This window comes from Acinetobacter legionensis, from assembly GCF_057165765.1.
Map to the genome: position 1 here is coordinate 4,313,531 of NZ_CM169896.1, position 23,437 is coordinate 4,336,967.

The 23,437-nt window shown below is 39.9% G+C and carries 16 protein-coding genes, 2 tRNA genes, 3 rRNA genes and 1 pseudogene; 7 read left to right on the plus strand and 15 right to left on the minus strand.

Annotated elements, in window-relative coordinates; all coding sequences use genetic code 11:
- Positions 1-321 precede the first annotated feature (321 nt).
- Positions 322-1,281, plus strand: coding sequence for a methionyl-tRNA formyltransferase (gene fmt, locus AC2G3J_RS19770; protein WP_336954815.1), 960 nt, complete (start codon positions 322-324; stop codon positions 1,279-1,281).
- Complete coding sequence (gene rsmB / locus AC2G3J_RS19775) at positions 1,278-2,585, plus strand: 16S rRNA (cytosine(967)-C(5))-methyltransferase RsmB (RefSeq protein ID WP_483770478.1); 1,308 nt, start codon at positions 1,278-1,280, stop codon at positions 2,583-2,585. The genes fmt and rsmB overlap by 4 nt, the downstream gene beginning before the upstream one ends.
- Positions 2,586-2,636: 51 nt before the next feature.
- Here rsmB and AC2G3J_RS19780 read toward each other — a convergent pair whose 3' ends face one another.
- The 4 genes from AC2G3J_RS19780 to AC2G3J_RS19795 form a co-directional block, all read right to left on the minus strand.
- A complete protein-coding gene (locus tag AC2G3J_RS19780) occupies positions 2,637-2,780 on the minus strand; it encodes a methionine/alanine import family NSS transporter small subunit (protein WP_004718897.1) in 144 nt (47 codons plus the stop codon).
- A 10-nt stretch (positions 2,781-2,790) separates the two neighbouring features.
- Entirely contained in the window at positions 2,791-4,269 is a 1,479-nt protein-coding gene (locus AC2G3J_RS19785) for a sodium-dependent transporter (protein WP_336954813.1), read from the minus strand.
- Between the two features lie 321 nt (positions 4,270-4,590).
- Positions 4,591-5,178 (minus strand): DUF1287 domain-containing protein, encoded by a 588-nt coding sequence (locus AC2G3J_RS19790; RefSeq protein WP_419329254.1) that lies wholly within the window; start codon positions 5,176-5,178, stop codon positions 4,591-4,593.
- A 58-nt stretch (positions 5,179-5,236) separates the two neighbouring features.
- Positions 5,237-6,685 (minus strand): aldehyde dehydrogenase family protein, encoded by a 1,449-nt coding sequence (locus AC2G3J_RS19795; protein ID WP_483770479.1) that lies wholly within the window; start codon positions 6,683-6,685, stop codon positions 5,237-5,239.
- 136 nt (positions 6,686-6,821) lie between these two features.
- Between AC2G3J_RS19795 and AC2G3J_RS19800 the strand changes: the two genes are divergently transcribed.
- Positions 6,822-7,565, plus strand: a complete 744-nt coding sequence (locus AC2G3J_RS19800; RefSeq protein WP_419329252.1) for a TIGR04219 family outer membrane beta-barrel protein — start codon at positions 6,822-6,824, stop codon at positions 7,563-7,565.
- A gap of 266 nt (positions 7,566-7,831) precedes the next feature.
- Here AC2G3J_RS19800 and AC2G3J_RS19805 read toward each other — a convergent pair whose 3' ends face one another.
- The 8 genes from AC2G3J_RS19805 to AC2G3J_RS19840 all read right to left on the minus strand — a co-directional run bounded on the left by AC2G3J_RS19805 (position 7,832) and on the right by AC2G3J_RS19840 (position 16,092).
- The gene (locus tag AC2G3J_RS19805) at positions 7,832-8,164 is read right to left on the minus strand and encodes a hypothetical protein (RefSeq protein WP_336954809.1); all 333 of its coding nucleotides are present in this window, start codon (positions 8,162-8,164) and stop codon (positions 7,832-7,834) included.
- Between the two features lie 260 nt (positions 8,165-8,424).
- Positions 8,425-8,539, minus strand: a 5S ribosomal RNA gene (gene rrf / locus AC2G3J_RS19810).
- A gap of 182 nt (positions 8,540-8,721) precedes the next feature.
- Positions 8,722-11,612 (minus strand): 23S ribosomal RNA (locus AC2G3J_RS19815).
- A 336-nt stretch (positions 11,613-11,948) separates the two neighbouring features.
- Positions 11,949-12,024, minus strand: a tRNA-Ala gene (locus tag AC2G3J_RS19820).
- A gap of 44 nt (positions 12,025-12,068) precedes the next feature.
- Positions 12,069-12,145, minus strand: a tRNA-Ile gene (locus tag AC2G3J_RS19825).
- A gap of 59 nt (positions 12,146-12,204) precedes the next feature.
- Positions 12,205-13,743 (minus strand): 16S ribosomal RNA (locus AC2G3J_RS19830).
- Together the 16S, 23S and 5S rRNA genes with 2 tRNA genes alongside form the textbook arrangement of a ribosomal RNA operon.
- Positions 13,744-14,167: 424 nt before the next feature.
- Positions 14,168-14,734 carry a peptidylprolyl isomerase gene (locus AC2G3J_RS19835; RefSeq protein ID WP_336954643.1) on the minus strand — a complete coding sequence of 189 codons (567 nt, stop codon included), beginning with the start codon at positions 14,732-14,734 and terminating at the stop codon, positions 14,168-14,170.
- A 290-nt stretch (positions 14,735-15,024) separates the two neighbouring features.
- Entirely contained in the window at positions 15,025-16,092 is a 1,068-nt protein-coding gene (locus AC2G3J_RS19840; RefSeq protein ID WP_336954641.1) for an alpha/beta hydrolase, read from the minus strand.
- 202 nt (positions 16,093-16,294) lie between these two features.
- On the opposite strand from AC2G3J_RS19840, the gene AC2G3J_RS19845 reads away from it, so the two are divergent.
- From AC2G3J_RS19845 to erpA, 3 genes are all read left to right on the plus strand, one after another.
- Positions 16,295-16,759, plus strand: coding sequence for a hypothetical protein (locus AC2G3J_RS19845; RefSeq protein ID WP_336954640.1), 465 nt, complete (start codon positions 16,295-16,297; stop codon positions 16,757-16,759).
- A 370-nt stretch (positions 16,760-17,129) separates the two neighbouring features.
- Positions 17,130-18,134, plus strand: coding sequence for a putative solute-binding protein (locus tag AC2G3J_RS19850; RefSeq protein WP_004818193.1), 1,005 nt, complete (start codon positions 17,130-17,132; stop codon positions 18,132-18,134).
- Between the two features lie 129 nt (positions 18,135-18,263).
- Entirely contained in the window at positions 18,264-18,599 is a 336-nt protein-coding gene (gene erpA, locus AC2G3J_RS19855; RefSeq protein WP_004718915.1) for an iron-sulfur cluster insertion protein ErpA, read from the plus strand.
- Positions 18,600-18,670: 71 nt separating this feature from the next.
- Here erpA and AC2G3J_RS19860 read toward each other — a convergent pair whose 3' ends face one another.
- Positions 18,671-19,513 carry an alpha/beta fold hydrolase gene (locus tag AC2G3J_RS19860; protein ID WP_336954638.1) on the minus strand — a complete coding sequence of 281 codons (843 nt, stop codon included), beginning with the start codon at positions 19,511-19,513 and terminating at the stop codon, positions 18,671-18,673.
- A gap of 285 nt (positions 19,514-19,798) precedes the next feature.
- Positions 19,799-20,926 carry an anhydro-N-acetylmuramic acid kinase gene (locus tag AC2G3J_RS19865; RefSeq protein ID WP_419328816.1) on the minus strand — a complete coding sequence of 376 codons (1,128 nt, stop codon included), beginning with the start codon at positions 20,924-20,926 and terminating at the stop codon, positions 19,799-19,801.
- Positions 20,927-21,008: 82 nt separating this feature from the next.
- On the opposite strand from AC2G3J_RS19865, the gene tyrS reads away from it, so the two are divergent.
- Positions 21,009-22,223, plus strand: a complete 1,215-nt coding sequence (gene tyrS / locus AC2G3J_RS19870; protein WP_004718921.1) for a tyrosine--tRNA ligase — start codon at positions 21,009-21,011, stop codon at positions 22,221-22,223.
- A 64-nt stretch (positions 22,224-22,287) separates the two neighbouring features.
- Here the strand turns inward: tyrS and AC2G3J_RS19875 are convergent.
- Positions 22,288-23,274: pseudogene (locus tag AC2G3J_RS19875) on the minus strand (putative solute-binding protein).
- Positions 23,275-23,437: the final 163 nt, after the last annotated feature.

A 23,437-nucleotide genomic window follows, 5' to 3' on the forward strand; every position in this document is an offset into this window, starting at 1 on the left:
TTCTAATCCAGTTAACAATTTTTACTGCGAAATATGTCACAATAATTCTCGTTTCAATCTCTAAATACTCTCTTTATTTAGATTAAGTTAAAAATAAGACCTTTTTCTATCAATTTAAGGTGAAAATTTTTATATAAAAAAGTGATATTTATTTTAAAAACGGTTGGTGGCTATTTTGAAATTAGATAAGTGATCAGAACAAAATATACAATTGATCGTATTTTATTTTTTACATAGAAAAACCCGTATTTTCATTTGAAAACGCCACCGCATAATCAGGTTTGCTATAATTCAATTTAAAATTTAATCTGAGCATAACTTTTGAAGATCATTTTTGCAGGTACACCCGAATTTGCAGCTTCTGCTTTAGCAGCACTCATTGAAACTGATCACGAAATCGTCGCTGTGTATACTCAACCCGACCGCAAATCAGGTCGTGGACAAAAAATGACAGCTTCAGCCGTGAAACAACTTGCGCTGGCAAACAACCTACCCGTCTATCAGCCACTTCATTTCAAAGCATCGACAGACGAAGGCTTAGCCGCTCAACAAGAATTAGCAGCTTTGGGTGCAGATGTAATGGTAGTTGCGGCTTATGGTTTAATTTTGCCCCAAACCGTATTAGATACACCGCGCTATGGTTGTTTAAATATTCATGGTTCTTTGCTACCACGTTGGCGTGGTGCCGCTCCGATTCAGCGTGCCATTGCAACAGGTGATACTGAAACAGGGGTAACGATCATGAAAATGGCGGCTGGTTTAGATACAGGTGATATGATCTTTAAAACAGTTTGCCCAATCACAGCACAAGAAACCTCAGCGACTTTATATGACAAACTTGCGATTCAAGGTGCTGAAGCAATTTGTGTTGTATTAGAATCAGAACAAAAGCTACAACAATATTTAGATGCACGTGAAGTTCAAGATGAACAATTTACGGTATATGCACATAAACTCACAAAAGCTGAAGCGCAAATTGACTGGACTAAATCAGCAGTTGAACTTGATCGCAATATTCGGGCATTCAATCCTTGGCCAGTCGCATTTACACCAATAGATGAAACCAATAATTTACGTGTATGGAATTCTCAAATTTCAGATCTTACAGCCAATGGCGAAGTACCCGGAACCATTATCGAAATGAACAAACAAGGTGTACATGTACTGTGTGGAGATGGTGTGATTTGTCTGACTAGCCTACAATGGCCAGGTGGTAAAGCCATTAACCCTGTACAAATTATACAAAGCCATAAACTTTCAGTAGGAAATATATTCGCATGAGCCAAATTCAATCATCTGCAAAAAATTTGAATTTGCGCGCACAAGTGGTTAAAACACTTTTAGCTGTTCAAAATGGACAGTCTTTGGCTTCCGTTTTAAACCAACATATCAATATTGTTTCTGAACGTGATCGTGGTTTATACCATGAGCTTACTTTGGGCTGTCTACGTCAGTGGTATTCTTTAAAAGCAATTACCTTACCCTTGCTCACAAAACCATTAGAAAATGAAGCACTAGAAAGTTGCTTATATTTGGGTTTATACCAGATTTTATGCACCCGTATTCCTGCACATGCGGCGATTTCAGAAACGGTAAATGCTGCTAAGCAATTAGGTTTTGAACCGATGAGTGGTTTGGTCAATGCCATCCTTCGTCGTGTTTCACGTGAAACAACAGAGTTTCAAACGGCTTTGAATAATACCCATGGTTTACCAAGCTGGCTATTCAAACGACTAAAAAAAGATTGGGCCGATCAGCTTCCTGAAATCTGTCAAAATTTAAAACAAGTTGCTCCACTAACGCTTCGTGTCAATGAACGTCAAATTAGTCGTGATGAATATCTTGATATTTTAGATGAAGAACAGATTGATGCTCGCCCTTGTACACTTTCAGATGTTGGTATAGTTCTGGAGCAAACCGGCAACATTACTCATTTACCTGGCTTTGAAGAAGGCGGATTTTCTGTTCAAGATGAACATGCTCAATTGTGTGCAACACTGTTACCCAACTTAGATGACAAAGTCATTATCGATGCTTGTGCAGCACCGGGTGGTAAAGCAGCTCATATCTTAGAACGTTTCAATCCTAAAAAATTAATCGCGCTTGATCATGATGCTAAACGATTATTGCGTGTTTCAGAAAACTTGGAACGCCTTGAATTAAATGTTGATGCAACAGTTGAAATCATCACAGCAGATGCTACAACATGGGTGCCTAAAGAGTTGGTCGATTGCATCGTATTGGATGCACCTTGTTCTGCTATTGGTGTTATGCGTCGTCATCCTGATATCCGGTTATTGCGTCAATCTACAGATATTCAGCAAGTGGTCGATCTGCAAAAGCAAATTTTAAAGCATATGTGGCAGCAGCTTAAAGTTGGTGGAACACTACTTTATATTACATGCTCAATTCTGAAAGTTGAAAATGAACAGCAGATGGTCGAGTTTTTTGCTGAACATGCAGATGCTGAGGAAATCAAGATTGATACAAACTGGGGAGTAGAACAAATTCACGGTCGTCAATTGTTACCTGAAGCGCATCATGGTGATGGTTTCTATTATTGCAGAATTCAGAAAACCGCTTAAAAAAACGCATTAAAAAAGCAGGCTAATTAGCCTGCTTTTTTTGACTCAAGTTTAAAGCGTATGATGGTCTTTGACTTCTTCCAGAACTTCATCCAATTCTTCAGGATTTTTCATCAAATGTAGGATCGATAAAATCAACCCACCCCATAAAAACACCATTGAAATAATCATCATCACGATTGCAGAAGTATTCATTTTGACGCTCCTATCGATCTTTCATTTTGCTAAGGATTAAAGCAATAACAGCACAGAAAATCACACTGCCCCAACCAAAGAACATCAACATACTTGAACTATAGGTATCGTATCCATTTTTAATCAAGCTAAAAACGGTCATACATAAAGTAACCAGCAAAATTAAAGAAGTGATTACGGTTAAAGTGAAATCCCAACCTTTACCCAGTTGAACAGTTGAAATACGATTCACGTGATCACGTAGTTCCATCAATGCTGAACGTTTAAACCATGCTATTGAAATAATTGACAATAATGCACCGCCAATAATCCCAATATTATTGATAAAGTGATCGACGATATCCACCAGTTTAATCGAATTCACACTAGAGAATAAGAAAATTGAAACCAGTGCACTGCCCCCACCAATAATGCTTACGGCTTTTTTTCGTCCCCATTTTAACTTGTCTTGCATCGCTGCAATCGGTACTTCAAGGATACTCACCATTGAAGAAATACCAGCAACAAATAATGAAGAGAAGAATAGTAAACCGAATAAATCCGCACCCGCACCTAAACTAGAAATGATTTTAGGGAAAGCAATGAAGGCCAAACCAATACCACCGCTGACCACTTGATCTACAGGTTTCCCTGCTGAAAAAGCCATAAACCCCAATGCAGCGAAGATACCAATACCCGCAAGAATTTCAGTAGAAGCATTAGCAAAACCAACGATGAGACCTGAGCCTGTTAAATTGGTTTTTGGTTTAAGATACGAGGCATAAGTCACCATAATCCCAAAACCAACAGAGAGTGAAAAGAAAGTATGGCCATATGCTGCAAGCCATACTTTATAATCCCACATTGCAGCCCAGTTCGGTGTAAAGAAAGCATTTAAACCTTGGACCGCTCCAGGTAAACGCAAAGCTTGAATAACAAGAATAGTGAATAGAATAAACAATAAAGGCATGAAAATTTTATTGGATAATTCAACCCCTTTTTTCACACCACCAAATAAGATGATCAGCGTTAATGCCCAAATTCCCACAATTGGCCAAAATAAATGACCAACAAACTGAAAATCAAAACTTGTTGATTTTGAGGTTTGTAAATAGGTATTGAAGAAGAAGTTTTCAGGATCACTGCCCCACAATTGACCTACAGAAAAGTAAACATAACTGCCTGCCCAAGTCAGTACACTGGCATAGTACAAACCAATAATGATACAGACACAGACTTGCCACCATCCTAAAGTTTCCCCACCTTTAAATAAAGCACGATATGCTTTAGGAGGTGAGGTATTACTTTTATGCCCTGTCGCATAGTCTAAAAATAATAGCGGCAAACCTGCTGTGATAAGTGCAATTAAATATGGAATTAAAAAAGCGCCGCCACCATTTTCATAGGCAATGTAAGGAAAGCGCCAAATATTACCTAAACCGACAGCCGATCCAACAGCTGCGATAATAAAACCTGATCGTGATGTCCAGTTTTCACGAGATTCTGTCATAAAACACCTAATTCTGTAGATGTCCTCAAATGCTGCTTTTTTTCATTGTGATCTGCGAGCAAAAGAAGTACCAATTTTAAATTTTGTTGTTTGAATAAAACAGCACCTTTTGGGTCCTTTGTTATTATTTCAAACCAGTAACTTTGCAAACTTCTCGGTTAAAGTACATCAACAAAAATTACTGTTTAATGTGGTAACAATACTCGTTTTGCAGCGCTTTTTCTGTAATTTGTGTCCATTTTCCCATGTTTTTTTTACTTTTCATCACACATGGTTAATTTTTAGCTATTTTGATTGATCATTGCTTAAAATTACCTATTTCTAATTAACATTCTTGGGTAAACGATAATGCCCAATAATTTTATATGCATGCAAAATATCATTTTCACGTGTTCCATAACCGATATTATGAATGACCAAAGGTGTTTTTGACAGCATTGTGGTTTTATTGGAAATGATACCAATATGGGTTAAACCTTTACCTAAATCCCATGCCACAATATCGCCTGCTTGATATTTTTGATCACTCACTTGATAACCTTGACGCTGAAAATAGGTCATGATATTTGGAACCCGACGATGATCAATATTTCGATCAGTTGCTTTTAAGCCCCATTTTTGTGGATATTTTCTAAAATTGGCTTTCATATCTTCATGAATACGCTGTTGTAGATCTATTTCTTGATGACGTAATGCACGAATGACCACGTCTGTACAGACGCCTTTGACCAATGGAACATCCCCCATTGGATAAGACAATTGAGTATAAGCAGGATCATAATAAAGTGTTTTCCAAATCTGAGAACGTGCATCATTTACCAGTTTTTCAGATTGAAATGCCCAAATTTGTACACTCAGTAAGGAAAGTAAAACCATTAAAAATAATGAATTGAAAAATTTTATTGTCATTTTAACTATATATAAAATTCAAAGGAAATAAGGAGCCGTAGCCCCTTAGAATATCAACTTATTGTTTGATTACAAGTAAGCGTTCTTCTTGCATATCACGAATTGCAGACTGAATCCCTTCACGACCTAAACCCGAATCTTTCACGCCACCATAAGGCATATTATCAACTCTGAAAGTTGGTATATCATTGATAATTACTCCGCCCACATGTAGATGATCCCATGCATAGAGCATTTTATTGAGATTTTGAGTATATACACCAGCTTGTAAACCAAAGCGACCTTGGTTAATTACTTCGATCCCTTTCTCAAAGGTTTTGTATTTCTCTAAAATTGCCACAGGGCCAAATGCTTCATTTTGATAAATTTCCAGAGATTCATCGACATTCTCAAGTAAAGTTGGCTCGAATAAAACGCCTTTTAACGTGCCACCAATTAAGATTTTCGCACCCTTTTTCTCTGCTTTATCTACCCATTTTTTTAAACGAATCGCTTCTGCTTCTTTGATCATTGGACCCACTATCGTGGTTTCTACATCTGGATCTGCCGCAGATACTTTTTTCAACTTAGCTAAGATTTTTTTTCTAAATTCTATATAAATATCAGCATGTACTAAAATTCGTTGCACACTAATACACACCTGCCCCGCATGTCCATATGCACCACCAATCACTCGATCAATCAACGCATCACTTATTTCTGTATCAGGTTCAATTAAAACCGCTGCATTACCACCCAATTCGAGGGTTACTTTTTTTCGACCAGCACGTGCTTTCATATCCCAACCCACTTGATCAGAACCGGTAAAGCTGAGTAGCTTAAAACGATCATCCGTCACTAACACATCAGCATGTTCTCGTGGACAAGGCAAAATTGAAAATGCGCCTTTTGGTAAATCTGTTTCAGCCAAAATTTCTGCGATTTTTAATGCGGAAATTGGTGTCAAACTTGCTGGTTTCAATACAAATGGACAACCCGCTGCAATTGCTGGTGCAATTTTATGCGCTGTTAAATTCAAAGGAAAATTAAACGGACTGATCAGAGATACTGCACCAATCGGAACATATTGTACCATTCCCCGATATGCAGAGGCCGCAGCGGTAACAGCCAAAGGCATTAGATGACCATTATTGAGTGTGGAGACAGCATCTGCCGCTAGTTGGAAAGTATTAATCAACCTTTCAGCCTCAGCTGCTGCTGCAAGTTTAGGCTTTCCACCTTCGATAATTAAAATTTGTATTAATTCTTCACGTATTTCTTTAAAGCGTTTAACACAATGTAAGAGTATTTTTTGCTTCTGAAATGGCTTTAAAGCGGCCATTTCTTTTTCAGCTTTCACGGCTGCACTGATGGCTTTTTCTAAAGTTTTTGCATCTGCTAAAGCGACTTTTGCATAAATTTCCCCCGAAAATTTATCATGAACTTCAAGCCATTGCCCTGATTTGATCGCTTTATTGGCGACATAAAGGGGGAATTCAATCATTGCTTGATCAATAGAATCACTCATCCTACACCCTCGATTTAATCTTTTTAATAATGCAAAATTTGATAAACCCCTATATCATGCCTTCTGTTGATACAGTATTGAAATGTATTTAAGTAACAAAAAATAGGATGAAAAAACATTTCATCAAGAAGGACATATGAAATCTATTCAATTACCCTTATTTATCGCTGTATTAGGTCTAAGTTCATTTGCTCAAGCTGATTTTATTGGTTTAAAAGGTGATATCAGTTATTGGAGTCTTGGTGGAACTTCTCAAATCAATCATAAATCTGGTTTATCTAATAACACTGGTTCAGATGATTTATTATCAGATCCTTATGCTGGGCTAAACGCAGAACATGATTTAGATACTAAAGGTACGATTCAAGCCTCTGTTGCTTTTGAGCACCCTATTCCAATCCTTCCCAATGTAAAATTAAAATATACCAAGTTAGATACGGAAACTGAGTCTAATAATGAGTTTGCTAAAACTAAAATTGATTTAGACCATACAGATCTTATTCTTTACTATGAAATCTTAGACAACATTGTAAAAGCTGATGTCGGTGTAGGGGCAACTAAGCTCAATGGTACTGTAAAACAGTTTTCACAAAATGTTGATGTTGATGAATATGCTCCAATCCTTTATGCAGAGGCCGGCGCAAAACTACCGTTTACAGGTTTAAGTGCAAAAGCTGAAGCGACTTATACCAATGTCAATGATGTAAAAATCACAGACGCTCAGGCTGAAATTCAATATGACTTTGTAAAGTCTATAGTTTTAGATCTTGGTGCAAAAGTGGGTTACCGTATTTTAAATATTGAACTCAGTGATTTAGATAACCGCGATATGAAGTTTGATTTTAAAGGACCTTATATTGGTTTAAATGCACATTTTTAATAGAAACTATCCTTTTATGATCATGTACGCTTTTTCTTACATGGTCTGCCGAATTATGCGTATAGGCAGAACAACTAAATTTTAATATTATAAACACATCAGGAAACAGGAAGTTTCCACTAAAAACAAGAATAAGATAGGATGATAATGCAGGATAGCGAAAGGTACTACAGGAGTTATATCTTAGAACCAATACAAAAAACCTCAGGCATGGATGTCTGAGGTTTTTTATTTTGGATAGACTAAAAGCAATTAAAGTAAAACACTTACCACTTCATAAAAACCATCCCTTCAATAGCATCAATTTGAATCAGTTCAGTTTGTTTTTGAACCAGTTTAATCGCTTCATGCAAACCTATTGTTTTTGTATAAGAACCTTTTTGAGTAGGAACAGGAATGTCTGCATCTAATGAATAATCATCATTGACCATAAACTGTAAAGTACGATCATTTTTATCAACAATTCCTAAAAAGTTTTCTGGCCTGATTAAGACAGATTGCATTATTTCTATGATTTCATCGATAGATGCGTACTGATCTTGAGCGGGTAAAACTTCATCACCATCATAATCTGTAAAGAAAAACTGGAAAATCAACATATTATTAACTGTTTTTATCGTAATACTTTAATTTTTAGCATAAAGGAACCACTGATTCAATAGCTAGACTCTTTCTATATCTCCACTTCAATAATGAACATAATGAGGTATACAGAACATGAGTTCAGTTTCATCAATACATAAGCTTAATCAGTGATCAATTTACTTAATATGACTAGATCTCTTTTATTCCGATAATAAGCACTGCGCATAAAAAAACACCCCGTTCTCGTTAGAGACCGGGGTGTTTTAGATTTAAAAGCTGGCGATGACTTACTCTCACATGGGTAACCCCACACTACCATCAGCGCTAAGAGGTTTCACTTCTGAGTTCGGGAAGGGATCAGGTGGTTCACTCTTGCTATTGTCGCCAGCAAACTGTTATGGACTTGTTCGGGTCTTATTTAAATGCCTTACTTCGTACCAAATGAGTTTAACAGAACATTTGAGTTGAATATTTTAACTAGCTTTACAACTAAATCAAGTATGTTTGATCTTTTATGAATCAAATGATGCTTACTTCTTTCGAAGTTCGTATACAACTGCTTGGGTGTTGTATAGTCAAGCCTCACGAGCAATTAGTATTGGTCAGCTTCATGCGTCACCGCACTTCCACATCCAACCTATCAACGTCGTAGTCTTCAACGGCTCTTTAGAGGACATAAAGTCCTAGGGAAATCTTATCTTGAGGTAGGCTTCCCGCTTAGATGCTTTCAGCGGTTATCCCTTCCGAACATAGCTACCCGGCGATGCGACTGGCGTCACAACCGGTACACCAGAGGTTCGTCCACTCTGGTCCTCTCGTACTAGGAGCAGATCCTCTCAAATTTCCAACGCCCACGGTAGATAGGGACCGAACTGTCTCACGACGTTCTAAACCCAGCTCGCGTACCTCTTTAAATGGCGAACAGCCATACCCTTGGGACCTGCTTCAGCCCCAGGATGAGATGAGCCGACATCGAGGTGCCAAACACCGCCGTCGATATGAACTCTTGGGCGGTATCAGCCTGTTATCCCCAGAGTACCTTTTATCCGTTGAGCGATGGCCCTTCCATACAGAACCACCGGATCACTAAGACCTACTTTCGTACCTGCTCGACTTGTGGGTCTCGCAGTTAAGCGCGCTTTTGCCTTTATACTCTACGCGTGATTTCCGACCACGCTGAGCGCACCTTCGTACTCCTCCGTTACTCTTTAGGAGGAGACCGCCCCAGTCAAACTACCCACCAGACATGGTCCTCGTCCCGGATAACGGGACAGAGTTAGAACCTCAATATTACCAGGGTGGTATTTCAAGGATGGCTCCATAGCAACTGGCGTCACTACTTCAAAGCCTCCCACCTATCCTACACAAGTAAGATCAAAGTTCAATGTCAAGCTGCAGTAAAGGTTCACGGGGTCTTTCCGTCTAGCCGCGGGTACACCGCATCTTCACGGCGAATTCGATTTCACTGAGTCTCTGCTGGAGACAGCGCCCCCATCATTATGCCATTCGTGCAGGTCGGAACTTACCCGACAAGGAATTTCGCTACCTTAGGACCGTTATAGTTACGGCCGCCGTTTACTGGGGCTTCGATCAAGAGCTTCGCTTACGCTAACCCCATCAATTAACCTTCCAGCACCGGGCAGGCATCACACCCTATACGTCCACTTTCGTGTTTGCAGAGTGCTATGTTTTTAATAAACAGTTGCAGGGGCCTGGTTTCTGTGGCTGCCAATAGCTCAAGGAGCAAGTCCTATCACCGTCAGCAGCGTACCTTCTCCCGAAGTTACGGTACCATTTTGCCTAGTTCCTTCAGCAGAGTTCTCTCAAGCGCTTTGGTCTACTCGACCTGACCACCTGTGTCGGTTTCGGGTACGATTCCTGTGTAACTGAAGCTTAGAGACTTTTCCTGGAAGCATAGTATCAGCCACTTCGCTAGTAAACTAGCTTGCTATCAGCTCTCAGCATAGAGCACCCCGGATTTGCCTAAGATGCATGCCTACTGCCTTTCACCTGGACAACCAACGCCAGGCTGACTTAACTTTCTCCGTCCTCTCATCGCATTACACAGAAGTATTGGAATATTAACCAATTTCCCATCGACTACGCCTCTCGGCCTCGCCTTAGGGGTCGACTCACCCAGCCCCGATTAACGTTGGACTGGAACCCTTGGTCTTTCAGCGTGCGAGTTTTTCACTCGCATTGTCGTTACTCACGTCAGCATTCGCACTTCTGATACCTCCAGCATACTTCTCAATACACCTTCATCGGCTTACAGAACGCTCCCCTACCACGTATACTAAGTATACATCCGCAGCTTCGGCATATAGTTTTAGCCCCGTTACATCTTCCGCGCAGGCCGACTCGACTAGTGAGCTATTACGCTTTCTTTAAAGGGTGGCTGCTTCTAAGCCAACCTCCTAGCTGTCTATGCCTTCCCACATCGTTTCCCACTTAACTATAATTTTGGGGCCTTAGCTGGCGGTCTGGATTGTTTTCCTCTTGACTACGGACGTTAGCACCCGCAGTCTGTCTCCCGGATAGTACTCATAGGTATTCGGAGTTTGCATCGGTTTGGTAAGTCGGGATGACCCCCTAGCCGAAACAGTGCTCTACCCCCTATGGTATTCGTCCGAGGCGCTACCTAAATAGCTTTCGGGGAGAACCAGCTATCACCGAGTTTGATTAGCCTTTCACCCCTATCCACAAGTCATCCCCTGGCTTTTCAACGACAGTGGGTTCGGTCCTCCAGTTAGTGTTACCCAACCTTCAACCTGCTCATGGATAGATCACCCGGTTTCGGGTCTATACCCAGCAACTAAACGCCCTATTAAGACTCGATTTCTCTACGGCTCCCCTATACGGTTAACCTTGCTACTGAATATAAGTCGCTGACCCATTATACAAAAGGTACGCAGTCACCGAACAAGTCGGCTCCCACTGCTTGTATGCATGCGGTTTCAGGATCTATTTCACTCCCCTCACAGGGGTTCTTTTCGCCTTTCCCTCACGGTACTGGTTCACTATCGGTCAGTCAGGAGTATTTAGCCTTGGAGGATGGTCCCCCCATATTCAGACAAGGTTTCACGTGCCTCGCCCTACTCGTCATCATTATATGTGCCCTTTCGTGTACGGGACTATCACCCTCTACGGTAGCACTTCCCAGAGCTTTCCGCTAAAACACATATAACTTAATGGGCTGATCCCCGTTCGCTCGCCGCTACTGAGGGAATCTCAATTGATTTCTTTTCCTAAGGGTACTGAGATGTTTCACTTCCCCTCGTTCGCCTCGCATGACTATGTATTCATCATGCGATACCTACCTTATGGTAAGTGGGTTTCCCCATTCAGAAATCTCCGGATCACAGGATATTTGCCGCCTCCCCGAAGCTTATCGCAGGCTATTACGTCTTTCATCGCCTCTGACTGCCAAGGCATCCACCACATGCACTTAATTACTTGACTATACAACCCCAAACAGTCGCTAATCCCTACAAGGAGGATCAACAATATGGATTCAACCACTTCTATTTGTTGCCTGTGAATTTAATCACTATACAGCTTCAATTTAATTCATATACCAAAACGCTTGATTCAGTTTTATCGCTAGTTCTCATTTCATTCAATATTAACAATTGCTTGCTAACATCAACTAAAACGAGTTAAACAATTATTTCAACTCAAATATATTCTGTTAATGATTCACTACCGCCTCGTCAGCGAGTAGTTAACTGTGATAAATCACAGAACTTAATAAGCTATCGGCTTACTAAGTTCTGTAATCACTTAGTCTGTAATTAGTGGTGGAGACTAACGGAGTCGAACCGTTGACCTCCTGCGTGCAAAGCAGGCGCTCTACCAACTAAGCTAAGTCCCCAGCTTAAGATCTTAATATATCTGCTCTTCTGTGTTCAGTAGACTTGGTGGGTCTGACAAGACTTGAACTTGTGACCCCACGCTTATCAAGCGTGTGCTCTAACCAACTGAGCTACAGACCCTCAGATACATCAATGAAGAACAACTTGTTGTGGATTCTTACCAATCGTCAATCTTTCGTTAAGGAGGTGATCCAGCCGCAGGTTCCCCTACGGCTACCTTGTTACGACTTCACCCCAGTCATCGGCCACACCGTGGTAAGCGTCCTCCTTACGGTTAGACTACCTACTTCTGGTGCAACAAACTCCCATGGTGTGACGGGCGGTGTGTACAAGGCCCGGGAACGTATTCACCGCGGCATTCTGATCCGCGATTACTAGCGATTCCGACTTCATGGAGTCGAGTTGCAGACTCCAATCCGGACTACGATCGGCTTTTTGAGATTAGCATCCTATCGCTAGGTAGCAACCCTTTGTACCGACCATTGTAGCACGTGTGTAGCCCTGGTCGTAAGGGCCATGATGACTTGACGTCGTCCCCGCCTTCCTCCAGTTTGTCACTGGCAGTATCCTTAAAGTTCCCACCCGAAGTGCTGGCAAATAAGGAAAAGGGTTGCGCTCGTTGCGGGACTTAACCCAACATCTCACGACACGAGCTGACGACAGCCATGCAGCACCTGTATGTAAGTTCCCGAAGGCACCAATCCATCTCTGGAAAGTTCTTACTATGTCAAGACCAGGTAAGGTTCTTCGCGTTGCATCGAATTAAACCACATGCTCCACCGCTTGTGCGGGCCCCCGTCAATTCATTTGAGTTTTAGTCTTGCGACCGTACTCCCCAGGCGGTCTACTTATCGCGTTAGCTGCGCCACTAAAGCCTCAAAGGCCCCAACGGCTAGTAGACATCGTTTACGGCATGGACTACCAGGGTATCTAATCCTGTTTGCTCCCCATGCTTTCGTACCTCAGCGTCAGTATTAGGCCAGATGGCTGCCTTCGCCATCGGTATTCCTCCAGATCTCTACGCATTTCACCGCTACACCTGGAATTCTACCATCCTCTCCCATACTCTAGCTTCCCAGTATCGAATGCAATTCCCAAGTTAAGCTCGGGGATTTCACATCCGACTTAAAAAGCCGCCTACGCACGCTTTACGCCCAGTAAATCCGATTAACGCTCGCACCCTCTGTATTACCGCGGCTGCTGGCACAGAGTTAGCCGGTGCTTATTCTGCGAGTAACGTCCACTCATCCTAGGTATTAACTAGAAGAGCCTCCTCCTCGCTTAAAGTGCTTTACAACCATAAGGCCTTCTTCACACACGCGGCATGGCTGGATCAGGGTTCCCCCCATTGTCCAATATTCCCCACTGCTGCCTCCCGTAGGAGTCTGGGCCGTGTCTCAGTCCCAGTGTGGCGGATCATCCTCTCAGACCCGCTACAGATCGTCGCCTTGGTAGGCCTTTACCCCACCAACTAGCTAATCCGACTTAGGCTCATCTATTAACGCAAGGTCACAAGTGATCCCCTGCTTTCCCCCGTAGGGCGTATGCGGTATTAGCATCCCTTTCGAGATGTTGTCCCCCATTAATAGGCAGATTCCTAAGTATTACTCACCCGTCCGCCGCTAGGTCAATTACCGAAGCAATCTCCCCCGCTCGACTTGCATGTGTTAAGCCTGCCGCCAGCGTTCAATCTGAGCCATGATCAAACTCTTCAGTTAAAAATCATTAGTGACTTAAGGTCACAATTCTGGCTCATCAATGTACTGACAAATTCTCTCAAATAAACTTCGAGTAATTTAAACCAATCAATCAATGATAATATTTCGATCAATCAATCAGTAAAAATCCACACAAGTTGTTCTTCATATTCTCTTAATGATTAATTTATCACTTCGTCAGTGATAAATAAGACGCAATAAACATTTAACAACTTAACCCTCTAAGCTAAGTTCGTTTGCTGTATCGCGTCGGGATGAGCTCATTATAGGGCAATTTCTTACACACGCAAGTGCTTTTAACTGATTGTTTTATTGAGTGTTGTATTTTTATGCACTATTTTGGATCATTTTTAAACTTTTTATCGTGTAAGCTTTTAATATTAAAGCAGAAATATGAACAAAATATTTCTGCTTTATTTTTTAACTATTTTTTCACATTTGTTTTTATTGTTTGAATACTGATGATTTTTACAGCTTGTTTAGGCACATCTTGGTGCATACCAACTGTTTGTGTTGGTGTCTGTACGATTTTATCGACGATATCCAGTCCTTGAGTCACCTTACCAAATACTGCGTAACCAGGGTTTCCAGCAGACTTATTTAAAAAGTCATTATTTGCAACATTAATAAAGAATTGACTGGTTGCAGAGTTTGGCGCATTGGTTCGAGCCATTGCCAAAGTCCCACGAACGTTCTTTAAGCCATTGCTAGATTCATTCTGAATCGCTGGTTGCGTACTCTTCTCTTTCATGTTGCTATCAAAGCCACCACCTTGAATCATAAAACCAGGGATAACACGATGGAAAATGGTGCCGTTGTAAAATTGACTATTTACATAGCTCTTAAAATTTTTTACTGATATCGGGGCTTGATCATCATAAAGCTCTATATTGATGTTGCCTAAATTGGTTTTAATTTGCATATCTGTATTGGCGAACGCTTGATTCACCAAAACCACTAAAGCAAGACCGATACCTATCTTTTTGATCATTTTCTTTTCCTTAAACATTTTAAATTAATAAGCCTCTCATAGTAGTCTGCCTTTATTCTTTTGAAAAATGACATTTAAACACGTTTACCAATACTCAACAGTATTCACGACTATATTTATATAGCTGTCATAAGCCTTGCTGGTTGTTGAATATGTTTTATAAACAAAAAAAAGTATAGCTAAGCGATTGTTATTAGATTTTATAGAACAATTATTTTTTCTGATTACTTTTTAGCCAATCACTTTTGTTCCACGTGAAACAAAAGTGATTTGTAAAAGATGATATTTTGTTATTGTTTATCCCAGAATTTACGAAACTCTTTACTCATCTCTATAACGTATTTTTTAGCTTTACGTGAAACAGGGGTTAAGTTAATAAATCCGTGCGTTTGATCTTCATAATCCTGATAATGAACCTTTACGCCATTTTGACGTAACTTATAAGCATAAATTTTACCTTCATCATGCAAAAGATCATGTCCAGCCGTTACTACAAATGCAGGGGCAAGTTTCTTTAGCTGACCATTGGTTGGTGAAATGATTGGATCATCCAATGCCATATTAAAACGCGTCGCATAATAGTCAGTCACATAATCAATATCTGAGCCTGTCAAAACTAGGCCATCTTTATAAGCAAAGAAAGATGGATGTCGACTCTTAAAATCAACAGCAGGATAAATCAAGAACTGGGCTTGAGGCGCAAACACTGTATTGACTGTGCGTTGTGCAACAACAGCGCTAATATTTCCGCCCGCACTATCACCTGCAACCGCAATACGGTTTTTGAGAATTTTAAATTGACGGCGATTTTGATACACCCAAGCCAAAGCATCTTCACAAGATTGAATTAAGTCACGTGGGCTAACTTCAGGTGCGAGTGGATATTCAATACTTAAAACCTGAACTTTTGCATGGGCAGCAATTAGGCGACACACTTCATCATGGGTGTCCACACTACCCACCACAAAACCACCGCCATGATAAAATACAATCATTGGCAATTTTTTATTTGGTGCAGGATGGTAATGGCGTGCATAGACGCTGCCACTTTGCAGCGGAAGACGAATATCTTCAACAAATTGGATATGGGTCGATTTATTTATAATAGATTGCATTTGTGATTCAAATTGCTTTCTAGAGCGCTCTACATCTGCGCCAATAAAACCCACTTTGCCCTGTTTAAGTTGAGCTGCCATCAAACATTTGGTGAAGCTATCCAATTGAGGAAACTGGTACGGGTAACCCAATAACTTGGTTAATGACTCTTGAGCGAATGTAGGCAAACGATCTAAAGCCCTACCTGCTGAACCCTGCCCTTTTTCGACTAAATCATGAATACTACGTTGAAAAGCAACCATTATGATTCTTCCTTAAATGTTCAAATTCTTCATATTGTCTACATGATCAGGCATCGACTGACTATAATCTTATACAAGTCTCATCATCGATATACAAATATAATTTTTAAATACGCTAATCTGAGTTAAATGACTTGTCATTGACTATTTTGCTATAGATGAATTTTTTTTTGCTATTTTGCTTGTTAAATGGAGACAACTTATGGCTATAAAAGCATTAATTGTTTCATTCATAACGTCTATTATTGCTGTTGGTTGTGTTGCATTTCCTGAAGATGGTTATGACTCTCGCGGCTATGGGCAACCAGTGTATCGAGATTATGGCTATGGACAACGCTATGATCCAAGATATGACCGAAACAATGATCGCCAACGTTGGGAACGCGAGCGAGCCTATCGTTTACAACAAATGCGCATTGAACAAGAACGGCGCCAAAAGAACTGGGATAAACAACGTTGGCAATATGAACAAGCCAAACGTGATCAAATGAAAAGGCAGCAATGGGAACAACATAGAAAAGATTGGAACAATAAATCAAATCGTGATCACCGCTGGGACAACCGACCTGATCAAAAACAGTGGCAACAGCGTGATCGTCAAAATCAACAACAGCAACGTGATAAAAGACGTGATGAGCGTAAAAACAGAGATCAAAACAAAGATTAATCTTCAAGAATCTGGGGCTAACCCAGATTCTTTTGTCTTTTTAGCAAACAATTTAATCATTTATAAAAGCAAAAGTAATGATTTTCCTCAGTAATTAATAGCTTCTGGCGTTTCTTCTTTGCTGAGGAAATTTTGTCATTTGGGTCATTGCGAACTGACTCATTTCAAGTAATGATTTCAATAACATCAATTCATCATTGAACTTGAACAATTGATTTGGAAAATCGATTGTTCAGAATAGATCATGTTTGGTTTAGCAATAAACGATTTTCTAAACTAGATACATTTTTGATGTCACAAAGTTCTATTGATCGAAGCTCTTCGATTTGATTGAACATGAATAATATTGATCATGGAAAGGAAAAAAATAATGAAATGGTCTAATGCTCTCATTGCTGCTGCGGGTCTTTTGCTTGCAACATCTGCCACCCAAGCAAAACAAGTTATGTGTGTGTTTGATTTAGTGGGTAAAAATGGTGATGTTTTTACCTTAATGAAAGATTATCAACTTGCAGCGAAAAACTGGGGTGCGGATCTGGAATTAAAAGTGAATTCAAATGAATCTGTTATTGCTGAAGATTTTAAAGCGGGTAAATGTGATGCTGTCAGTATCACAGGTATGCGTGGCCGACAATTTAATAGTTTCACCGGCTCTTTAGATGCAATTGGTGCGATTCCAGATCTCAATCTCGCGGTAAAAGTAATGCAAGGATTAGCAAATCCAAACTTTGCAAAATACATGACCAGTGGAAAATATGAAGTTGTTGGTGTTATTCCAGTAGGTGATGCTTTCCTGATGGTCAATGATCGCAATATCAATACAGTTGCAAAAGCAGCAGGTAAAAAAATTGCGGTACTCGACTATGACCAAGCACAAAAAATTATGGTTCAACAAATCGGTGCTCAAGCAGTTGCCGCGGATGTTACAAATTTTGGCAGTAAATTCAATAATGGTCAGGTTGATATTATTGGTGCACCTGCAGCTGTATTTAAACCTTTAGAGCTGCATAAGGGTTTAGGCACCAAAGGCGCTATTGTGAATTACCCACTGCTACAAGTCACAGGTAATATTATCATTCGTCCAGATAAATTCCCTGCTGGCTATGGTCAAAAATCTCGTGATTGGATTAAAACGCAATTGCCTCGTGCAAACACCATCATTGGAAAAATGAAAGCAGATATTCCGGCGAAATACTGGATGCAAGTTCCAGATGGTGATAAGCCTGGTTATCAAAAACTCATGCGTGAATCTCGTATCAGTTTGACCAAACAAGGCGTTTATAACAAACAAATGATGAAAATCCTTTGGCAATTCCGTTGTAAAAACGATCCGAAAAACTTTGAATGTGCGCTACAAGATGAGAACTACAAATAATTCTAGATTAAATCCGATAAATTTAGTCTGAATTTACTTTAAAGTTCACTCACTGACCATATATTGAGTATGTTATACTGAATATATGGTCTTTTCATTTAAGCCATTTGAAATCTGAGGAACAATATCATGACCGCCCAAGCACTTGAGCTGACTGACAATGCTGCAAATAAAGTTCGCCAACTTCGTGATAGCGAAGGTAATCAAGATCTGATGTTACGTGTCTATGTAACGGGTGGCGGCTGTTCAGGATTTTCTTATGGTTTTAACTTTGCCGAAAGTATGAATGAAGATGATGCTGAATTTATAAATGGTGATGTAAAAATGTTGGTTGACTCGTTGAGTTATCAATATCTCGTCGGTTCTAAAGTTGACTATATTGAAGGCTTAGAAGGCTCACGTTTTATTGTAGAAAACCCGAATGCAACAACAACTTGTGGTTGTGGTTCATCATTCTCAATTTAATTCAAAGCATATTTTTGAAGCAAATCATGCCCTCTTCTTGTGAGGGCATTTTTATGCTTGAGACATCAATCTTAAATCGTTTCTAAAATATGTTGGCTTAATTGTTTAGCATTCTGTACTGGTATCCAATGCGTCGCATCCATCACAATTTCTTTATAAGCTGCTTTTACATAATGATGATTTAACGCCACGCTTTTAGAACCGATCGCTGAGTCATGTTTGCCCCAAATAAATAAAGTCGGCACATAAACTGGTTGGGTTAAATTTTTATTTGAACTAAATGGAAGTCCTCGATACCAATTTAATGCATAACTTAGACGCTTTTCCTCCACGATGTCTTGTTGGAAATCTTCAAGTTGTTTTGCGGTCATACCTGAATCTTTTAATAAACCCAGACCCAACTTGGGTAGTTTCTCAAATAATAATTCTGGAATTTTAGGTAACTGGAATAAACCGATATAGTAAGATTTTAACAATTGATTACTACTTAACATCGAACGCATAAATGCCGCTTTATGCGGTACAGAAATCGTAATCAAATGTTTTATTTTTTCAGGATAACGTTGAGCAACATCCCAAGCAACCACTGCCCCCCAATCATGTCCAACCAAATAAACCTGTTGTTGGATCATATCGATTAAAGCATTTACATCTTCAACTAAAGCAGAACTTCTATAATCACGGCGGTTTTGCGGTTGTGCACCTAAACTATAACCACGTTGATTAACAGCAAAAGTACGATAACCGTTTTGATTCAAGATCTCTGCAGTTTCTTGCCAGCTTTTATTGGTTTCAGGAAAACCATGTAACAAGACAAAAGGCTGCCCATCCCAAGGACCCGAATCTATCACATCAAAGCTAAAACCCTCTCTTTGAAATGATTCTATGCGCTGTTTCTGTATCGCTAAGTTCATTGTGATCTCAGTTTTAATTTTTATTGATATTGGAAGCTTATGCGCTATTTTTTAACAGCAGTAAAGGACAATCTCAGCGCTAAACAGGTCGATCATTGTTCTACAAAATATCTCACACTGCCAAGCAAAAATGAAACCACAGTTTGAATTAAAATAATCAGTAGCAATTATAAATCAGCAAAACTGGTTTCATTTTGGTTGCTTTCATTTGTTTTACAGCGCATTTATTCTTATGTAAATATTGATTGCTAAGGTGTATAACTCACTTTAACAAGCATATTAGTTTTAAACTGCTGTAATCGTGCCTAAGATACGATAGCCTTTTGCCCCTGTAACAGCAGGTAGGTTGCCACTTAACTGTTGGTCAAAGCGCATGGCGAGCCACGCAAATGCGGTTGCTTCTACCCATGTCGGTGCTAAACCTAATGCAGAAGTCGATTGTACAGACCAGTTGTGCTTACGTAGACGCCAACGGAGTTGTTCAAGTAGATGTGAGTTATAAGCACCTCCACCACAAACATAGACCTCACCCGTATCTAGGGGCGAACGATAAATGGCTTTCTTGATGGCACGTGTCGTGAGTTTCATCAATGTTGCCTGAATATTTTCAGGGGTATCTTCTAATTCATCGTATTCTAAATCATTGCGCCAATCTAAAATCTGCTCATCTAACCATTCCAAATTAAAGTCCTCACGCCCTGTACTTTTTGGAGGTTCTTTAGAGAAGTATTCATTTGCTTGCAGGCGGTCTAATAATGAACGTATCGGTTGACCATAAGCGGCCCAATTGCCATTTTCGTCATAAGGTTGTCCGGTATAACGATGACACCACGCATCCATAAGAATATTGGCAGGACCTGTATCAAAACCATAAACATTCTGCTCATCACCAGCAGGCAGCATGCTGACATTGGCAATCCCCCCTAAATTGAGAATCACTCGATGAATGGTTGAATGCTGGAATAAAGCTTGATGAAACGCTGGAACTAGAGGAGCACCCTGCCCACCTGCCGCCATATCACGACGACGAAAATCTGAAATCACAGGAATTTGAGTAATTTCCGTAATAATATTTGGATCACCAATTTGTAAAGTAAACCCATGTTCTGGGCGATGCCGAATGGTTTGTCCATGACAACCAATCGCTTTAATTTGGCTTTTATCTAAATTATTTTCTTGTATGAGTTGGTTAATACCATTGCCAATCATGGTTGCAAGAGCAACATCAGCCTTACCCATTCGATCGATTTCATTATCATCAGGTAAGGTCAATGCCATTAATTCATCACGTAAATGAGGATCAAAAGCGACTGTAAGCGTGGCATGGAGATGTAAAGGATCAAATGAAGCAGCAACAAAATCGACGCCATCCATGCTGGTTCCAGTCATTACGCCAATATAGATTGTTGTCATGAGATATTCTTCGCCTGCATTATGCTGAAAAAATGTTAGTATATCGCACAAATAGTCTAACTGAAGTATTTGGGTTTTTGTAATGTCAAATTTCCTGCCGGCTGAAGAACAACTTGCCCTCATTCGCCGAGGCACTCACGAAATTATTTCTGAAGAAGATCTTCTGAAGAAACTAAAAGAAAATCGTCCTTTAAAAATTAAAGCAGGATTTGATCCAACTGCACCAGATTTACATTTGGGTCATACTGTTTTAATTAACAAATTAAAAGCGTTTCAAGATCTAGGTCATGATGTCACCTTTTTGATTGGTGATTATACTGCCATGATTGGTGACCCAACAGGTAAGAGTGCGACTCGTCCACCGCTATCGCGTGAACAAGTTTTAGAAAATGCCAAAACATATCAAGAACAAGTGTTTAAAATTCTTGATCCAAATAAAACCAAAGTTCGTTTTAACTCGGAATGGTTTGCAACAAAAACCGCTGCTGATTTGATTCAATTGGCTTCGCAACAAACTGTTGCGCGTATGCTCGAACGTGATGACTTCACTAAACGCTATAATAGCCATCAACCGATTGCTATTCATGAGTTTTTATATCCTTTGGTTCAAGGTTACGACTCTATCGCGCTTGAAGCTGATGTTGAGCTTGGTGGTACAGACCAAACCTTTAACTTACTCATGGGGCGTACTCTTCAAGGTCGTTATGACCAAGAAGCTCAAGTATGCATTACCGTACCAATCCTAGAAGGTTTGGATGGTGTCAATAAAATGTCGAAGTCTTTAGGCAACTATATTGGTGTATTTGATGCCCCAGGCGCAATGTACCAAAAAGTATTGTCTATGCCTGACAGCTTGATTGAACGCTATTTTGAATTACTCAGCTTTAAGTCTATGGACGAAATTGACGTTCTTCTCAAAGAAATGGCTGAAGGTCGTAATCCGCAAGACATTAAGAAAATTCTTGCACTTGAGTTGGTTGAACGCTTCCATGGCGCAGAAGCTGCTGAACATGCACATAAAGGTGCGGGTAACTTAATCACTGAAGGCGAGCTACCTGAAGGTACGCCTGAAGTGACTATTTCTCGTGGTGAATACAACGGAGAAATCTCGATTGTTTCTATTTTACGTGCCGCAGGCTTAACCAAGAATTCAGCACAATCTAAAGATGCTGTTTCACGTGGAGCCGTAAAAGTAGATTGGGAAGTTGTGGATGCAAACTTCACTGTAAAAGAAAATGTTACTTTGGTTATTCAGGCAAGTAAAAAAGCCATTGCAAAAGTGACCTTTACCGATTAATCCCGTGTAAGCCAATAAAACCAGAAAAGCCATCAACATTGATGGCTTTTTTTATTGAATAAATTTATTCACCTGGAAGTGAACATTCAAAGTTGGTGCAATCTACCGTACAGCGTGCTTTTTTCAGTACCGACATCATCACAGGATCGTACACCCCTCTTTTTGTTAACTCAATTCGCCCTTCTCGCAATAATTTCTGATAACGGAGTGCATCATCCTTAGATACATTTAATTTATATTTTGCTGGAATTTCAGCTTCCATTTTTTATATTTTCTTAAATGAACTTGGTAACTGCTTCACAGCCCACTCACGTGACTTAATACCAAAACCTTCTGGAAACTGCTCAGGTTTAATAATTAAATCGGCAGTCACATTCACTACGGGATAAGTAAACATTGCACCATTGCTAGCTAAACCTTTATAAATTTCCAATGGTTTATAGGCATAGGCTGGCGAAGCAATCGCATCCACCTCACCATCATTAAATTTTTTCACAAAATTAAAAATATCAGAAGGAACCCCGATTGCACCTACACGTTCAACGGCAACCTTTTGTGCAAGATCGTAATGCAGATATGCAAACTTTTTACCTTTACCCTTTTCCAAAGTATTCATTGCGCGATCTTTAACAAAGATATAAGCAATACCAATCGGGGTAATCATTGCCAATTCATATTTGACCCCATTTTTTTCAGAAACCAATCTTTTTGCATTGCGTTTATCCAAGGCATAGTTGATCGCTCTTCTGGCAATTTCATTGTTGGGAATTCCTCCCAAAGCATCAATAGATCCACCAAATTTATTGTATTCACGTGAGCGCATGGTGGTCATTGCAGCGGCATCACATTTATTGGTTTTAAATTTTTTATCCACGGCTTCTTCTGACTGATACACGGTTAAATTAATATCAGCGCCCCATGCTTTGGCTGCTAAAGCCCATTCTTCCAAGAGTTTATAAGATTCACCCGCTTTACCCAGTAAATCAAACACACACACATTTTGTTTTGCCTGTAGCAGAGGTGAAAAAAACTGAAAAAATAATCGGTAAATATCCTATTTTATTCATCATCTCACATCCATATTTTTATAAATAGATTTATCCTTGTAGATGTAAAAGCAATCCGAGTCTTTTACTTTAACTGCATATTTTTAGGTGATACTGTGATTAATTCTACATAAATTGGATATTTTGTATTAATTTTTTAACCAACTT

Coding starts and splice junctions, on each gene's coding strand:
- AC2G3J_RS19865 (WP_419328816.1), bottom strand. CDS start 20,926: ATGACAACAATCTATATTGGCGTAATGACTGGAACCAGCATGGATGGC.
- rsmB (WP_483770478.1), top strand. CDS start 1,278: ATGAGCCAAATTCAATCATCTGCAAAAAATTTGAATTTGCGCGCACAA.
- AC2G3J_RS19780 (WP_004718897.1), bottom strand. CDS start 2,780: ATGAATACTTCTGCAATCGTGATGATGATTATTTCAATGGTGTTTTTA.
- AC2G3J_RS19805 (WP_336954809.1), bottom strand. CDS start 8,164: ATGTTGATTTTCCAGTTTTTCTTTACAGATTATGATGGTGATGAAGTT.
- AC2G3J_RS19785 (WP_336954813.1), bottom strand. CDS start 4,269: ATGACAGAATCTCGTGAAAACTGGACATCACGATCAGGTTTTATTATC.
- AC2G3J_RS19790 (WP_419329254.1), bottom strand. CDS start 5,178: ATGACAATAAAATTTTTCAATTCATTATTTTTAATGGTTTTACTTTCC.
- AC2G3J_RS19800 (WP_419329252.1), top strand. CDS start 6,822: ATGAAATCTATTCAATTACCCTTATTTATCGCTGTATTAGGTCTAAGT.
- tyrS (WP_004718921.1), top strand. CDS start 21,009: ATGTCAAATTTCCTGCCGGCTGAAGAACAACTTGCCCTCATTCGCCGA.
- AC2G3J_RS19860 (WP_336954638.1), bottom strand. CDS start 19,513: ATGAACTTAGCGATACAGAAACAGCGCATAGAATCATTTCAAAGAGAG.
- AC2G3J_RS19840 (WP_336954641.1), bottom strand. CDS start 16,092: ATGGTTGCTTTTCAACGTAGTATTCATGATTTAGTCGAAAAAGGGCAG.
- AC2G3J_RS19845 (WP_336954640.1), top strand. CDS start 16,295: ATGGCTATAAAAGCATTAATTGTTTCATTCATAACGTCTATTATTGCT.
- AC2G3J_RS19835 (WP_336954643.1), bottom strand. CDS start 14,734: ATGATCAAAAAGATAGGTATCGGTCTTGCTTTAGTGGTTTTGGTGAAT.
- AC2G3J_RS19850 (WP_004818193.1), top strand. CDS start 17,130: ATGAAATGGTCTAATGCTCTCATTGCTGCTGCGGGTCTTTTGCTTGCA.
- AC2G3J_RS19795 (WP_483770479.1), bottom strand. CDS start 6,685: ATGAGTGATTCTATTGATCAAGCAATGATTGAATTCCCCCTTTATGTC.
- erpA (WP_004718915.1), top strand. CDS start 18,264: ATGACCGCCCAAGCACTTGAGCTGACTGACAATGCTGCAAATAAAGTT.